This window comes from Aeromonas sp. s8 (assembly GCF_040907785.1).
Classification (GTDB): Bacteria; Pseudomonadota; Gammaproteobacteria; order Enterobacterales; family Aeromonadaceae; genus Aeromonas; species Aeromonas veronii.
On record NZ_JBFOCL010000038.1, the window covers coordinates 23941 to 38822 of the forward strand.

The 14882-nt window shown below is 56.5% G+C and carries 11 protein-coding genes; 6 read left to right on the forward strand and 5 right to left on the reverse strand.

The window, feature by feature from the left end:
• The first annotated feature begins 593 nt into the window (after nucleotides 1-593).
• From AB5Y86_RS11235 to hsdR, 4 genes are all read left to right on the forward strand, one after another.
• On the forward strand, nucleotides 594-2048 hold the full coding sequence (locus AB5Y86_RS11235) for a type I restriction-modification system subunit M (protein WP_290037357.1): 1455 nt from the start codon (nucleotides 594-596) through the stop codon (nucleotides 2046-2048).
• A complete protein-coding gene (locus tag AB5Y86_RS11240) occupies nucleotides 2045-3250 on the forward strand; it encodes a restriction endonuclease subunit S (RefSeq protein ID WP_290037356.1) in 1206 nt (401 codons plus the stop codon). The genes AB5Y86_RS11235 and AB5Y86_RS11240 overlap by 4 nt, the downstream gene beginning before the upstream one ends.
• A gap of 13 nt (nucleotides 3251-3263) precedes the next feature.
• Complete coding sequence (locus AB5Y86_RS11245; RefSeq protein ID WP_290037355.1) at nucleotides 3264-5060, forward strand: DUF262 domain-containing protein; 1797 nt, start codon at nucleotides 3264-3266, stop codon at nucleotides 5058-5060.
• Between the two features lie 67 nt (nucleotides 5061-5127).
• Entirely contained in the window at nucleotides 5128-7551 is a 2424-nt protein-coding gene (hsdR, locus tag AB5Y86_RS11250; protein WP_290037354.1) for an EcoAI/FtnUII family type I restriction enzme subunit R, read from the forward strand.
• A gap of 381 nt (nucleotides 7552-7932) precedes the next feature.
• On the opposite strand, the gene AB5Y86_RS11255 is transcribed toward hsdR, so the two are convergent.
• From AB5Y86_RS11255 to purH, 4 genes are all read right to left on the reverse strand, one after another.
• A complete protein-coding gene (locus AB5Y86_RS11255) occupies nucleotides 7933-8490 on the reverse strand; it encodes a cytochrome b/b6 domain-containing protein (protein WP_368192881.1) in 558 nt (185 codons plus the stop codon).
• On the reverse strand, nucleotides 8471-8845 hold the full coding sequence (locus tag AB5Y86_RS11260; protein WP_005349056.1) for a cytochrome b562: 375 nt from the start codon (nucleotides 8843-8845) through the stop codon (nucleotides 8471-8473). Before AB5Y86_RS11260 ends, AB5Y86_RS11255 begins: the two co-directional genes overlap by 20 nt.
• 277 nt (nucleotides 8846-9122) lie before the next feature.
• On the reverse strand, nucleotides 9123-10409 hold the full coding sequence (gene purD / locus AB5Y86_RS11265) for a phosphoribosylamine--glycine ligase (protein ID WP_005341242.1): 1287 nt from the start codon (nucleotides 10407-10409) through the stop codon (nucleotides 9123-9125).
• A gap of 114 nt (nucleotides 10410-10523) precedes the next feature.
• Entirely contained in the window at nucleotides 10524-12116 is a 1593-nt protein-coding gene (purH, locus tag AB5Y86_RS11270; RefSeq protein ID WP_368192882.1) for a bifunctional phosphoribosylaminoimidazolecarboxamide formyltransferase/IMP cyclohydrolase, read from the reverse strand.
• A gap of 415 nt (nucleotides 12117-12531) precedes the next feature.
• On the opposite strand from purH, the gene zntR reads away from it, so the two are divergent.
• Nucleotides 12532-12987: a Zn(2+)-responsive transcriptional regulator gene (gene zntR / locus AB5Y86_RS11275; protein WP_005341244.1), complete on the forward strand. Its 456-nt coding sequence runs from the start codon at nucleotides 12532-12534 to the stop codon at nucleotides 12985-12987.
• 214 nt (nucleotides 12988-13201) lie between these two features.
• On the forward strand, nucleotides 13202-13441 hold the full coding sequence (locus tag AB5Y86_RS11280; protein WP_019444977.1) for an alternative ribosome-rescue factor A: 240 nt from the start codon (nucleotides 13202-13204) through the stop codon (nucleotides 13439-13441).
• A gap of 226 nt (nucleotides 13442-13667) precedes the next feature.
• Here the strand turns inward: AB5Y86_RS11280 and hemW are convergent, their stop codons facing one another.
• Nucleotides 13668-14813 (reverse strand): radical SAM family heme chaperone HemW, encoded by a 1146-nt coding sequence (gene hemW, locus AB5Y86_RS11285; RefSeq protein ID WP_368192883.1) that lies wholly within the window; start codon nucleotides 14811-14813, stop codon nucleotides 13668-13670.
• Between the last annotated feature and the right edge of the window lie 69 nt (nucleotides 14814-14882).

The following is a 14882-nucleotide window of genomic DNA, read 5'->3' on the forward strand; positions in this document are numbered from 1 at the left end:
AGTGGGGGCCTAGTACCCACACCAGCAACCCAGGCACAAAAAACACAAAATCCTTTGTCCCGTTACAAGTGATCATTTCGGTTGCTCAATGATCAACCGTTAAAGTTCGTGTTGGCCTGCAACGACCATTATCATCTTGTATCCGTATGCAACCATGCAGGCACACAATGCAAAAAGAGCGTTTTACGATTGGTTTTCCATTCGAGATACACACTACGCTGGAGAGGTTTTCCCCGGCCCTAAAGGCAAACGTCGCCTCAGATTTCCCCACCGCAGACGACATGTGGATCGAATTTTGGCCGTGCCTCGACCCACAACCAAAGCGAGCTGAGTTACAGGCGATCAAGGCCCAGTTTATGGCAGCTATCGACGCTTATCTCATCTAGCTAATCCACCCCGTACCACTGGCTTGTCAGTCAAGAACAAGCCAGCAAAAGTGCTCCTCCTTGATCTTCATCCCATATCGCTCCAAAAGCATCCATAGAGGTTTATGGCATCCGGGCAAGGCGGTAGAATAGCCGCCAACTCAATCCATTAGCGGCAACTGCCCACTCCCCCTAGCGGTTGCCTTTATGCATTACCGGATGCTCTTCATGTTTGATCAAGCCTTCAAGAATATCGACGACGCCCTGCACAAAGAGTCGGGCTGCAGCTCTGAACTGGATTACACCGAGCAGACCTCCTGGCTGTTGTTCCTCAAGTACCTCGACGCGCTGGAGCAGGACAAAGAGAGCGAGGCGCTGCTGGAAGGCAAGGCCTATACCCCGATCCTGCTGCCCCGCTATCGCTGGTCGAGCTGGGCCGCCCCCAAAGATGCCGATGGAAAAATTGACCACAACGTGGCCATGACAGGTGACGATCTGGTGGAGTTTGTCGACAAAGACCTGTTCGCCTATCTGGAAGGCTTCAAGCAGCGGGCCAGCGGGCCGGATACCATCGAATACAAGATTGGCGAAATCTTCGGCGAGATTAAGAACAAGATCCGCAGTGGCTATACCCTGCGCGATATCATCGACACCATCGACGAGCTGCGCTTTCGCTCCCAGGTGGAAAAACACGAGCTGTCGGCCCTCTATGAAGAGAAGATCAAGCGCATGGGCAACGCCGGGCGCAATGGCGGCGAGTACTACACCCCTCGCTCCTTGATCCGCGCCATGATTGCGGTGACCAAACCGCGCATTGGCGAGCGCATCTATGACGGCGCCTGCGGCTCGGCTGGCTTCTTGTGTGAAGCCCACGACTACCTGAGCGCCACACCGAATCTCTCCACCGACGATCTGGCTACCCTGCAGACTCGCACCTTCTACGGCAAGGAGAAAAAGAGCCTCGCCTACGTCATCGCCATCATGAACCTGATCCTGCATGGCATCGAAGCGCCCAATATCCAGCACACCAACACACTGGCCGAGAACCTGAGCGATATTCAGGACAAAGACCGGATGGAGGTGATCCTCGCCAACCCGCCGTTTGGCGGCAAAGAGCGCAAGGAGGTGCAACAGAACTTCCCCATTCGCACCGGCGAAACGGCGTTTCTGTTTCTGCAGCATTTTATCAAGATGCTGAAAGTGGGCGGCCGTGCGGCCATCGTCATCAAGAACACCTTCCTCTCCAACACCGATAATGCCTCGGTGGCGCTGCGCAAGCTGCTACTGGAGAGCTGCAATCTGCATACAGTGCTGGATTGCCCGGGCGGCACCTTCCAGGGGGCAGGCGTCAAAACAGTGGTGCTGTTCTTTACCAAGGGCGAGCCGACCCGCAAGGTGTGGTTTTATCAGCTCGACCCAGGCCGAAATATGGGCAAGACAAATCCGCTCAATGACGACGACCTGAAAGAGTTTGTCGAGCTGCAGGCCAATTTTGCTGACTCGGATAAGAGCTGGAGCCTGGATATTGCCGCTATCGACACTGGCAGCTATGACCTCTCAGTCAAGCACCCCAACGGCGTGGCAGAAGTGGTACATCGCAGCCCGAGCGACATTATGGACGAGATTGCTGCACTTGATGCCGAAAGCGCAGAGCTGCTGGCCACTATTCGGGGGCTGGTATGAAGGCTGGGTGGACAACCAAAACCATCGCGGACGTTTGCAGCGTCGTGAATGGCGGAACTCCGAAGACTGGGGTTTCTGAGTATTGGGATGGGGCACATCAGTGGATCACCCCGGCAGAGATGGGTAAGCGAAGCACTCCGTATGTAGCGAAGACTGAGCGAACCATCACCGATGCCGGAATACAGAACAGTTCGGCACGTTTGCTTCCGCCACTCTCGGTAATTCTGTCTTCACGCGCCCCCATCGGCCATTTGGTAATCAACACCGAACCGATGGCCACAAATCAAGGCTGCAAGGGTCTGGTACCGAGCGATGACCTGAATCATAAGTACCTTTACTACTACCTGAGCAGCATTGTTCATCTGCTGAACGACCTTGGAGCAGGTGCCACATTCAAAGAGCTTTCCGGCGGAAAGCTCAAGGAAGTACCCATCCCGCTGCCGCCACTCGCCGAGCAGCAACGCATCGTGGCCATCCTCGACGAGGCTTTTGAGGCCATCGCGGCGGCTCGAGCCAATGCCGAGCAAAACCGCCAGAATGCCCGCGCCTTGTTTGAAAGCTACCTCCAGTCGGTATTTAGCCAGCGCGGTGAAGGGTGGACTGAAAAGCCATTGTCCGAAGTTGCATCAATCCTGAACGGCTACGCCTTCAAAAGCGGTGATTTTTCGTCAAACGGCCCCACAAAGAGCATCAAGATCACGAACGTTGGAGTGCGTGATTTTGTGGAAACCAGTGACAGTGGCCTGCCTCCGAATTTTTCGGAACAATACGCCTCCGTTGCCGTTCCCGCAGGTAGCCTGGTCATTGCATTGACGCGGACGATCATCGCTGATGGGTTGAAAGTGGCTATTGTTCCTCCGGCATATGATCGTGCCTTAGTCAATCAACGCGTGGCTGCTTTACTGCCGAAGCCAGAACAAACATCTGTTTCATATCTCTTTGCGTACCTATCCACATCTATCGTACTGAATTACGTGAAGGAGAGGGTCAATACGCTGATGCAGCCGAATTTATCGATCAATGATCTTCGTGCTATGCCTATTCCCTTGCCGCCAGCAAGCGAACGTGAATGCATTATCGATAGACTCGAAGTATTGGAAGAAAGGACCCAGCACCTCGAAACCTTATATCAACGCAAGATTGCCGCACTGGATGAGCTAAAGCAGTCGTTATTGCAGCAGGCATTTAGCGGCTACCTATAAAAGGATTTTCACGATGTCTACCCAGCGTTACTCCGTTACCCCACACCCGGTCGAAACCCTACTCACTTGGGTGAAATCTGGCGAGATAGCCATTCCCGAAATCCAGCGTCCCTTTGTGTGGGAAGCCACGCGGGTGCGTAATCTACTGGATTCTTTATACCAAGGTTATCCGGTGGGGTATCTGATTGCCTGGCGTAATCCGACGGTGAAACTTAAGGATGGCTCTACCTCAGCGGGCAAGCGCATTCTGATTGACGGGCAGCAACGTGTGACAGCGCTGATGGCCTCACTGCTGGGGGTGGAAGTGCTGACCGAGGACTATGAAACAGTCCAGATCCGGATTGCCTTCAACCCTCAAACCGAGAGCTTTGAGGTGAGCAACCCAGCCATACGCAAGAATTCAGCCTGGCTTCCAGATGTGGCAGCTGTATTCAACTCAGCAACCAGCGTTTTTCAACTGGTGAGCGAATATTGCGCGGCAAATGCAGAGTGCTCACAAGATGCGATCTTTAAGGTAATCGAACGATTACGTGGCATCGTGCATAACCATGTGGGCATCATCGAACTGGCGGAAGACCTGGCCATCGAGACGGTGACAGAAATCTTCATTCGCGTGAATTCAGCAGGAGCTCAACTCTCGCAAGCCGACTTTGTCATGTCCAAGATTGCCGCAAATGAAACCTACGGTGGCAATGTGCTGCGCAAAGCTATCGATTACTTCTGCCACCTAGCCGTGTCTCCAGACTTCAAGGTCAAGATCGAGAAAGGTGATACAGCCTTCGTGGGTTCGGAGTTTTACAGCAAGATGAAGTGGATATGCGATGTGAATGATGACATCTACGATCCCACTTACACCGACATGCTGCGCGTAGCGTTCACCTCCGAGTTTGGTCGCGGCAAGCTGCAAGATCTGGTGGCGCTGCTCTCCGGCCGTAATTTCGAAACCAAGCAGTTCGAGGAAGCGATTGCAGAGCAGTCATTTGCCAAGTTGAAAGATGGCATTCATGCCTTCGTCAATCAGACGCACTTCAAACGCATTACCATGATCCTGCGCTCGGCAGGTTTCATCACCAGCGACATGATTAGCAGCCAGAATGCGGTGAACTTCGCCTATATCCTGTATCTGCGCGGTCGCAAGGAGAACGTACCTGCGGCAGAGTTAGAGCAATTGGTGCGGCGCTGGTTTGCAATGTCTGTGCTGCGCGGGCGCTACAGCGGCGCACCGGAATCTACTTTCGATGCTGACATTCGCCGTGTAGAAAGCCAAGGCGTGAAGGCCATGGTCGAAACGGTCATTTCGACCGAATTACCGGAGAGCTTCTGGACCGGCATGCTACCGCAGTTTATGGCGACTTCGTCTATCAAGAGCCCTTACTTCCTCTGCTACAAGGCTGCACAGGGCAAACTGGGCGATAAGGGTTTCCTCTCCACCAACATCACTGTGACGGATCTGTTGCTGAACCGCTCAGACATCCATCATGTCTATCCGCGCCATCACCTCAAGGGGCAAGGCTTCAGCGCCAGCAGCTACAACCAGATTGCCAACTATGTGGTGGCGCAGAGTGAGATCAATATTGCGATAAGCTCCACGGCGCCGAAAGTCTATTTCGCTGAATTGGCAGCACAGTGCAAGGGTGACAATGTGAAGTACGGAGGTATCTCCGATGAACAAGAGATGCGAAACAATCTGCGTATGAACTGCATCCCAGAGACCATGCTCGACGGTGAGATAAAGGACTTCAATGTGTTTTTGGAAGAGCGACGCAAATTGATGGCCTTGAAGATAAAAGCATGGTTTGAGCAGTTGTAACCTATTGAATCGTCACAGCAGCCAACGAGGATTGCTCGGCAGTTGGCCACAGAGACAGGGAGAGAGCGTGAAGAACGAAGCAGAGACCCGTAGCGACCACATCGACCCCATGCTGGTGGCCGCTGGCTGGGGCGTCACCCCGGGCAGCCGCATTCGCCGCGAGTATCCAATCACCCTGGGACGATTGGAAGGCAATGGTAAACGGGGAAAACCGCTCTCGGCTGACTATGTGCTGGAATACCGCAATACCAAGCTGGCAGTGGTCGAGGCCAAAGCCTGGGACAAGCCGTTCACTGCCGGGGTGGGTCAGGCCAAGGATTACGCCAGCAAGCTGGCTATCCGCTTTACCTATTCGAGCAATGGCCAGGGTATCTATGCCATCGACATGGAGACCGGCAAGGAGGGGGAAACCCTGACCTTCCCAAGCCCGGATGAGCTGTGGAATGCCACCTTTGCCTTGCAAAATCGCTGGTGGGATCGCTTCACCGCCGTGCCCTTTGAAGACAAAGGCGGCTACTGGCAGGGGCGTTACTATCAGGATATCGCTATCGAGCGGGTATTAAAGGCCATCAGCGAAGGGCGGGATCGCATTCTGCTGACCCTGGCGACCGGCACCGGCAAAACCTTTATCGCCTTCCAGTTGGCCTGGAAGCTGTTCCATAGCCGCTGGAACCTCAGTGACTGGAAAAATGAAGGTGAACCGGCACGCCGCCCACGGATTCTATTTCTGGCCGACCGCAATATTTTGGCCAATCAGGCGTTCAATAGTTTCTCTGCCTTCCCGGAAGATGCCTTGGTGCGGATCTCACCCGATGAGATCAGAAAGAAGGGCCGCGCCCCCAAGAATGGCAATATCTTCTTCACCATCTTCCAAACCTTCATGACCGGCACTGATGCCGAGGGCAAACCGGCCCCGGTATTTGGTGACTACCCGACTGATTTCTTCGACCTCATCATCATTGACGAGTGCCACCGGGGTGGTGCCAACGACGAGGGGAACTGGCGGGATATCCTCACTTACTTCAAACCTGCCGTACAACTGGGACTGACCGCAACACCCAAGCGCACCGATAACGTCGATACCTATGCCTACTTTGGCGAGCCGGTTTACAGCTATTCCCTCAAAGAGGGGATCAACGATGGTTACCTGACGCCGTTTCGAGTGCGCCAGCATGCCACCACGCTCGATGAGTATGTGTTTACCTCGGATGACGATGTGATCGAGGGGGAAATTGAGCTTGGGCGGGTATACACCGAACAAGACTTTAACCGCATCATCGAGATCGGTGCCCGCGAGAAGAAACGGGTCGAGATTTTTATGAATGAGATAGACCAGAGCCAGAAAGCCATTGTCTTCTGTGCTACCCAGGAGCATGCGCTGGCAGTCCGGGATCTCATCAATCAGATAAAAAAGGGCAAGCACCCCGACTATTGCCACCGAGTCACCGCCGACGACGGGGCGCTGGGCGAGCAGTGGTTACGCGATTTTCAGGATAACGAGAAATCGATCCCAACGATACTGACGACCTCTCAGAAGCTCTCAACCGGCGTAGATGCCCGCAATGTGCGCAATATCGTGCTGATGCGCCCGGTTAACTCGATAATCGAGTTTAAACAGATCATCGGTAGAGGCACCCGACTGTGTGATGGCAAGGATTACTTCACCCTGCATGACTTTGTAAAAGCCCATCACCACTTTAGCGACCCCGAATGGGATGGTGAACCACTGCCACCCGAGGTATGTAAGAGCTGCGGCACCTCCCCCTGTTCCTGCGAGAAGGGACTGCCTAAGCCCTGCCCGGTATGCGACCAATACCCTTGCGTCTGCCTGAAAGAGCCAGATCCCGAGTATCTGTGTGAAGTATGCGGTAACAAGCCCTGTACCTGTCAGAAGAAGGACAAGATCAAGATTGCCCTGGCTGACGGCAAGGCCCGCAAGATCCAGCACATGAGCGCAACCAGCTTTTGGCACCCTGACGGCTCCCCCATGTCTGCAGCCGAGTTTATGGAGAACTTGTTTGGCAAGCTGCCCGAGTTTTTCAAGGATGAAGACGAGCTGCGCACGATCTGGAGTGAGCCGGGCACCCGCAAGAAGCTGCTCGATGGTCTGGCAGAAAAAGGATTTGGCATTGACCAGCTGACCGAGATGCAGAGGGTAATCGAGGCAGAGCAGAGCGATCTGTTTGATGTCCTGGCCTATGTCGCCTATGCCGATGACCCCATGACCCGGGAAGAACGAGCAGCACAAGCAGAGGCCATGCTTGGCCAAGAGTTTGACAGCAAGCAGCAAGCCTTCTTGGGCTTCGTACTGGGTCACTACATCAAAGAAGGGGTCACCGAACTGGATGACACCAAGCTGGGGCCACTGCTCAAACTCAAATACAACAACGCACTGGCCGATGCCTTTGCCGAGTTGGGCACCCCTGATGCTGTACGCAGCGCCTTTGTCGGATTCCAGAAGTATCTCTATCAGGGACAGTGGGGAGGATGAACGGTGTTGGTGCATAAATGGCCATAAACAGCCGGGGGATTTGAACCCTCGTCCAGGCGAAGGATACGAGTTGGTTGAATGTTCTGGATGCCACCCTTAAGCGGAGGTGGTTTCGCAACATGTACCACCATAAGTACCACCACCACCTCAAACAAAAAACACAAACAGAATAAAATCAAATGGTTGGTGAGTTAAGTCAGAGACCCCAGGGCCACCAAATTGAAAAAGGCCGCTCATGATGAGCGGCCTTTTTGCATCTGCGGATCGGGCAATGCCCTGTGATGAGCTGGATGAGGTCATAGAAAAGACCCGCCATGGGCGGGTCTGGGCAGGGTCCGGATCAGGCGCCTCACTCAGAGACAAGGAGCCTAATGCTGAGCCTCAAGTTTGCTCGTTGCTGCCGCTCTGGATGGACGAGCGACGCCCGATGGCTGGCAGCATCCGGGTAACCAGATTGCTGCGCTGACGCCAGGAGGTGAAGACGATGGCCAGCAGGTGCAGACCAATCAGTCCCTGCAGCGCCACCACGCACCACTCATGCCACTCGTCAGCACCCAGTTCAAATCCCGTCTCGGTATTTTGAAACCAGCCGCTGCCAGCAGTGGCCAGCACAACCAGCCAGAGCGCCCACACGGCCAGCTTGCCGCTACCGTGATGACCCGGTGCCGGAGGCTGCCGCTCACGCATCTCGCGCGCTTGCTGGCGAAAATCCTCACCACTGGGGATGAGGGCACCAAGGCGAGCGTAGCCACGGGCAAAAGTAAGCCCCCAGAGCAGACGCAAGGAGACCAGCCCAATGGCGCCGTAACCCAGCCACTCATGCCACTCCTCCCCCGCTTCGTTAACCCAGAGGTTGCCGATGCAGACCGCCGCCAAGCCCCAATGGGTCAGGCGAACCAGCGGATCCCAGCGAAAGAACTCACCCTTTTTGCTTGGCATATTTGTGGTACTCCTTCTTCAGGTCGTTGACCTTGGCCAGATGTTCGCGCGCCTTGGCCTCATCACCCGCCTTGAGTGCGGCCAGGCTGGCGTCCAGCTCGGTCTGTACCTCATTCATCCCTTCAAGAAATTTCTCTTTCTTGGCGGCCGGCATGTTCTTCTGCTTGGCCACGTCCAGCTGGGCCTTCATCTCGTTGATGTGCTTCTCCATGGTGGCTGCATCATCAGCCTTGACGGCCTGCTTGTAGTTGAAGCCAATCTTCTTCATCGGCTGTTCCAGATCACCCGCCACGGCAGGCAGGGTCATCAGGCCGAACATCAGGGGCAGCAGCAGGGGGCGGACGGTTTTCAACATGGGATTTCCTTATATAACGACATGCTCGAATTGTTAGGGGTACTTATGAATCCAAACAAGAATTCATCACCAGCATGATGCCATGACTCATGGTGAAACGTTTGTGAAAAATGCTGTTTTTTGTGGCAAATAGTGACAGATATGCCGCGCTTGTTTGCGCTTGGTAACTGATTGAACGCAGGTGACACGCATCATGAGGCTGGTTGAAAGCGGTAAACAGGGACAAAAAACCCCGCCGTAGCGGGGTCTGAATCAGCTGGCCATTTGCGTGCGTCAGTTACTCCTGTTCGCGAGCAATGGCGCGCCAGCCGATATCCTTGCGGTAGAAGACGCCATCCCACTTGATGCGGCCAGCGAGCTGATAGGCACGCTGCTGGGCTTCTGCCACAGTGTGGCCGAGGGCGGTGGCGCACAACACGCGGCCGCCAGCAGTCAGGCTGGTATCGCCCTCCAGGCGGGTACCGGCATGGAACACCTTCTCACCCGCCACTTCATCCACCGGCAAGCCGCTGATGGGGTGGTTGGTGCTGTAATCGCCAGGATAGCCTCCCGCCGCCAGCACCACGCCGATAGCGGCGCGGGGATCATAAATGGCCTCTTTCTGATCCAGCTTGCCTGCGCAAGCGGCCAGACAGAGCTCCACCAGATCGGACTGCATCCGCAGCATGATGGGCTGGGTCTCGGGATCGCCGAAACGACAGTTGAACTCGATCACCTTGGGATTGCCTGCACCGTCGATCATCAGACCGGCGTAGAGGAAACCGGTGTAGACGTTGCCCTCGGCCGCCATTCCTCGCACGGTCGGCATGATCACCTGCTCCATCACGCGTCGATGTACCTCGGCGGTCACTACCGGCGCCGGGGAGTAAGCCCCCATGCCGCCGGTGTTGAGGCCGGTATCACCGTCGCCAACCCGCTTGTGATCCTGACTGGTGGCCATCGGCAGCACGTGCTCGCCATCGACCATGACGATGAAGCTCGCCTCTTCACCCTCCAGAAACTCCTCAATCACCACCCGGGAGCCCGCTTCGCCAAAGGCATTGCCGGAGAGCATGTCGCGCACCGCGTCTTCCGCTTCCTGCAAGGTCATGGCGACAATCACCCCCTTGCCCGCCGCCAGACCATCGGCCTTGATGACGATGGGGGCGCCCTTCTCGCGCAGGTAGGCGAGCGCAGGCTCCACTTCGGTGAAATTCTGGTACTCGGCGGTCGGGATAGCGTGACGGGCCAGGAAATCCTTGGTGAAAGCCTTGGAGCCTTCCAGCTGGGCAGCGGCAGCGGTCGGGCCAAAGATCGGCTGACCGGCGGCGCGGAAAGCATCCACCACCCCTTTTACCAGCGGCGCTTCCGGCCCGACGATGGTGAGGCCGACCTGCTTCTCTTTGGCAAAGGCCAGCAGCCCTTCGATATCGGTCGCCTCGATGGCGACGTTCTCGACACCCGGCTCAAGCTGGGTGCCTGCGTTGCCCGGCGCCACAAAAACGTGACGTACCAGTGGGGAGTGTTTGGCCTTCCAAGCCAGAGCGTGTTCGCGGCCACCGTTGCCAATGATCAGTACTTTCATCGTATCGCTCGCTTCTATTTGTGGTCACTGGACGGCCTCTCTGGCCGTCAGTCAGTGGAAATAGTCAGTTGAAAAGAGACAACAAAAGGGCCGCCATCGGCAGCCCCTGACCCATCAATGACGGAAATGGCGCATGTTGGTGAAGACCATGCACATACCGTGCTCGTCGGCGGCGTCGATTACCTCCTGATCGCGCATCGAGCCACCCGGCTGGATCACGCAGGAGATACCGGCCTGAGCGGCAGCATCGATACCATCGCGGAACGGGAAGAAGGCATCGGATGCCATCACGGAGCCCGCCACGGTCAGCCCTTCGTCCGCCGCCTTGATACCGGCGATTTTGGCCGAATAAACACGGCTCATCTGGCCTGCGCCGACGCCGATGGTCTGGCCATCTTTGGCGTAGACGATGGCGTTGGATTTGACGAACTTGGCCACTTTCCAGCAGAACAGCAGATCCTGCAGCTCGGCCTCGGTCGGCTGACGCTTGCTGACCACGGTCAGGTCGCCCAGCGTCACCATGCCGAGATCCCGCTCCTGCACCAGCAGGCCGCCGTTGACGCGCTTGAGGTCAAACCCTTGCGCCGGAGCCGTCCACTGACCGCATTCGAGCAGACGCACGTTCTGCTTGGCGGCGACCGCATCGCGGGCCTCCTGGCTAACGCTCGGGGCGATGATCACTTCGACAAACTGGCGGGCAACGATGGCAGCGGCAGTGGCGCCATCCAGCTCACGGTTAAAGGCGATGATGCCGCCGAAAGCAGAGGTGGGGTCGGTCTGGTAGGCGCGATCGTAGGCACTCAACAGGTCGCTACCGATGGCCACACCGCAGGGGTTGGCATGCTTGACGATGACGCAGGCTGGCTCGTCGAACTCCTTCACACACTCCAGCGCAGCATCGGTATCAGCGATGTTGTTGTAGGAGAGTGCCTTGCCCTGCAACTGGGTAGCGCTGGAGACAGAACCCGGCGCGGCATGCTCCTCGGCATAGAAAGCTGCAGCCTGATGGCTGTTTTCGCCGTAACGCATGTCCTGCTTCTTGATGAACTGGCTGTTGAAGGTGCGCGGGAAGCGGGACTCCTCGTCACCCTCCTTGTTTGCACCGTAGGAAGGAACCATGGTGCCGAAGTAGTTGGCGATCATGCCGTCGTAGGCAGCGGTGTGCTCGAAGGCTGCGATGGCCAGATCGAAACGGGTCGCCAGTTTCAGGCTGTTGCCGTTGGCATCCATCTCGCGAATAACCCGATCATAGTCGGCAGCTTTGACGACGATAGCGACATCTTTATGGTTTTTGGCGGCAGAACGCACCATGGTCGGGCCGCCGATGTCGATGTTCTCGACCGCATCAGCCAGAGTGCAGCCCGCTTTGGCCACGGTGGCAGCAAAGGGGTAGAGGTTGACGACAACCATATCGATGGGGGAGATAGCGTGCTGGGCCATGATGGCGTCATCCTGATCCCGACGGCCGAGGATGCCGCCATGAACCTTGGGATGCAGGGTCTTGACCCGGCCATCCATCATTTCAGGGAAACCCGTGTAGTCGGAGACCTCGGTCACCGGCAGACCCGCCTCGCCAAGCAGCTTGGCGGTACCGCCCGTGGAGAGCAGGGCAACACCACGCTCGTTGAGTGCCTTGGCAAATTCCAGAATGCCAGTTTTGTCAGACACACTCAGCAGTGCACGGCGAATGGGTCGAGCTTGTTCCATCACACTATCGTCCTCAACATAACGGGGACCGTTCCATGGGAGGCGAGGCTCAACACAGAGAGTCCCCAAATAAATGGAAGTGGGGGATTTCGCAAACCACTCTCGCCCCGACATCCGGCAAAAGCGTTTTAGGAAATGCCCGCTTGGTGCGGCGCTCTGTTATGGGCGCGTATTCTACACAAAAAATGTGACCTGTGGTGGATTTTTTGAAACAGCAAAGCCTTATTTGGCGCGGCGTTAAACGTTTTCCACTTGATTTTCTCGAAACGTTTGCACTTTCAGTGTTTTATGGGAAAAAGGGTCGCTAGGAGATGTTTATCTGCCCCTTTTATGCCCTTGGCTGGCAATCCATGGGCAAAGGGGTGATAGTGGATTCCGGTTTTTGTGGCGGCATACATTCAAGGGGAGAGAGAGCATGTATCGGATCGGTGAACTGGCCAAGGCGTGCGGGGTCAAGGCAGATACCCTGCGTTTTTACGAGAAGAACGGGCTTATCTCACCGGGAATCCGCAACGAATCCGGCTACCGCCTCTACAGCGAACAGGACAAGCGGCGGCTGGAGTTCATCATTCGCGCCAAGTCGGTGGGATTCTCGCTGGCCGATATCGGCGAGCTGCTCGACCTCGATACCAACAAGGCCAAAGTCACCTGTCAGGAGGTGAAAGCAGTGGCCGACACCAAGCTGGCCCAGGTGGAGCAGAAGATCATCGAACTGACCCGCTTTCGCGACAACCTGCGCGAGCTCTCCAATATCTGCTGCGGCGGGCCGCGCTCGGCCGAGCACTGCGCCATCCTCGAGACGCTGGAATCTGGCGCCCCGGCCCATCACGAGCATCACAGCCACGACCAGCATGACCCGGTTCACGGCTGACATGGTATGCCTGACTGAGCGTGCCTGGCTCAGTGTGACTGACTCGGCGCGCCCGATGCATTGCTCCCGCGGCGATTTGGTGACAAAATCGCCGCGTTTTTAACCGGTGCTAATGCATCCGGTTGCCGGGCGCTAGCCTGAACAGGCGCCCGCAGCGAAAACCGCCATCCAGACACAAGAATCAACACACCAAGAGAAAAGAAGAGGAGCCATCATGGCCAAAATTCGGGTAGACCAACCCGCCCTCCCCCGTGAGGAAAATGCGCAAGGGGGCTGCTATGCCCATCAGCGCGGCGAGATAAAGGATAACCATCTGCACGCCCTGCTCTCCGATCCCCTGTTTCGCAGCCGGGTCGAGCGCAACAAGAAGGGCAAGGGGAGTTACCAGCGCAAGGCCAAATTTGGCAAGCGGTGGGAGCCCGGCCAACAGCAGATGATCCGCGTCTGCTGCTGAGCGGGTTTCTACCGACCATAAACAATCAGGGCACCATAGGTGCCCTGATTGTTATCTCGAAACACGGTTCGCCAAAACTGGCTCACGACAGACGTAGGGTGCAATAAGCGAAGCACATTGCACCGGCAACCTCGCGGCTCCAATAATGGTGCAATTTCATTGCACCCTACGGTTACCTCTCCTCATCCTCTCTCAAGTTGAGAGAGAATCTTTAATGTGATTGGTATCACTCATCCATAAAGAGTTCGAGCAACACGTTGAGATAGCGATGCCCGAGAGAAGTGAGCTGCCAGCTATCCCCCAGATCCTCGATAAGCTCCTTGCTTTGGGCGATGGCGAGCACCGTCTCTACCCTTTCCAGCGGCAAGCCGGTATAGGCCTCGAACTCCGCCTTGGGGGCCGGTTCAAACAGGCGGAAGCGGTTCATAAAGTATTCGAGCGGCAGATCGTCTGCCGTCACCTGCCACTGCTCGTCCAGATAGGGGCGACTCTTGTCCAGATACCCTTTCGGATGCTTCACCTTGGCGGTGCGCAGGATCTGTTGGTTCGCGAGATCGGTCACCTTGCCGTGGGCGCCACAGCCGATCCCCAGATAGTCACCAAAGCGCCAGTAGTTGAGGTTGTGATGGCACTGGTAGCCCTCTTTGGCATAAGCCGAGATCTCGTACTGGCGATAACCGCTGGCGGTGAGCATGGCGTGGCCCTGCTCGTAGATGTCCCACAGGGTGTCATCTTCCGGCAGTTTGGGCGGCTTGGAGGCAAACGCCGTGTTCGGCTCTATGGTGAGCTGATACCAGGAGAGGTGCGGCGGGGCGCAGTCGATCGCCTGCTGCAGGTCATAAAGGGCGTCATCCAGACTCTGATCCGGCAGACCGTGCATCAGATCCAGATTGAAGGTGGGCAACTTGATGGCGTGGGCCAGTGCAGCGGCCTTGCGCGCCTCTTCCGGGCCGTGAATGCGGCCGAGGCGGGTCAGCTTCTCCTGCTGGAAGCTCTGCACCCCGATGGAGATACGGTTGATGCCGGCGCGCTGGAAACCGGCGAACTTGTCCGCTTCCACCGTGCCCGGGTTGGCCTCCATGGTAATCTCGCAATCTGCGGTGATCGGAATACGGGCCCGTACCCCGTCCAGCAAGGCTTGCATCGCCTCCACCGTCAACAGGCTGGGGGTGCCGCCGCCGATAAAGATGGAGGAGAGCGGCCGTCCCTGCGCCCACTTCAGATCCTGATCCAGATCCTCAAGCAGAGCGGCGACATATTCGAGGTGAGGCAACTCCCCCTTCTGGGCATGGGAGTTGAAGTCACAATAAGGGCACTTCTGGACGCACCAGGGCACATGAATATAGAGAGAGAGCGGCGGCAGTTGCAGCATGGGGCTTCCAATAAAACGGGGGCTCAAGGCCCCCATTGTAGATGACTATGTGTGATTGACCGTGTGTAA

Coding starts and splice junctions, on each gene's coding strand:
- AB5Y86_RS11235 (WP_290037357.1), top strand. CDS start 594: ATGTTTGATCAAGCCTTCAAGAATATCGACGACGCCCTGCACAAAGAG.
- AB5Y86_RS11240 (WP_290037356.1), top strand. CDS start 2,045: ATGAAGGCTGGGTGGACAACCAAAACCATCGCGGACGTTTGCAGCGTC.
- AB5Y86_RS11245 (WP_290037355.1), top strand. CDS start 3,264: ATGTCTACCCAGCGTTACTCCGTTACCCCACACCCGGTCGAAACCCTA.
- AB5Y86_RS11255 (WP_368192881.1), bottom strand. CDS start 8,490: ATGCCAAGCAAAAAGGGTGAGTTCTTTCGCTGGGATCCGCTGGTTCGC.
- AB5Y86_RS11260 (WP_005349056.1), bottom strand. CDS start 8,845: ATGTTGAAAACCGTCCGCCCCCTGCTGCTGCCCCTGATGTTCGGCCTG.
- purD (WP_005341242.1), bottom strand. CDS start 10,409: ATGAAAGTACTGATCATTGGCAACGGTGGCCGCGAACACGCTCTGGCT.
- purH (WP_368192882.1), bottom strand. CDS start 12,116: ATGGAACAAGCTCGACCCATTCGCCGTGCACTGCTGAGTGTGTCTGAC.
- zntR (WP_005341244.1), top strand. CDS start 12,532: ATGTATCGGATCGGTGAACTGGCCAAGGCGTGCGGGGTCAAGGCAGAT.
- AB5Y86_RS11280 (WP_019444977.1), top strand. CDS start 13,202: ATGGCCAAAATTCGGGTAGACCAACCCGCCCTCCCCCGTGAGGAAAAT.
- hemW (WP_368192883.1), bottom strand. CDS start 14,813: ATGCTGCAACTGCCGCCGCTCTCTCTCTATATTCATGTGCCCTGGTGC.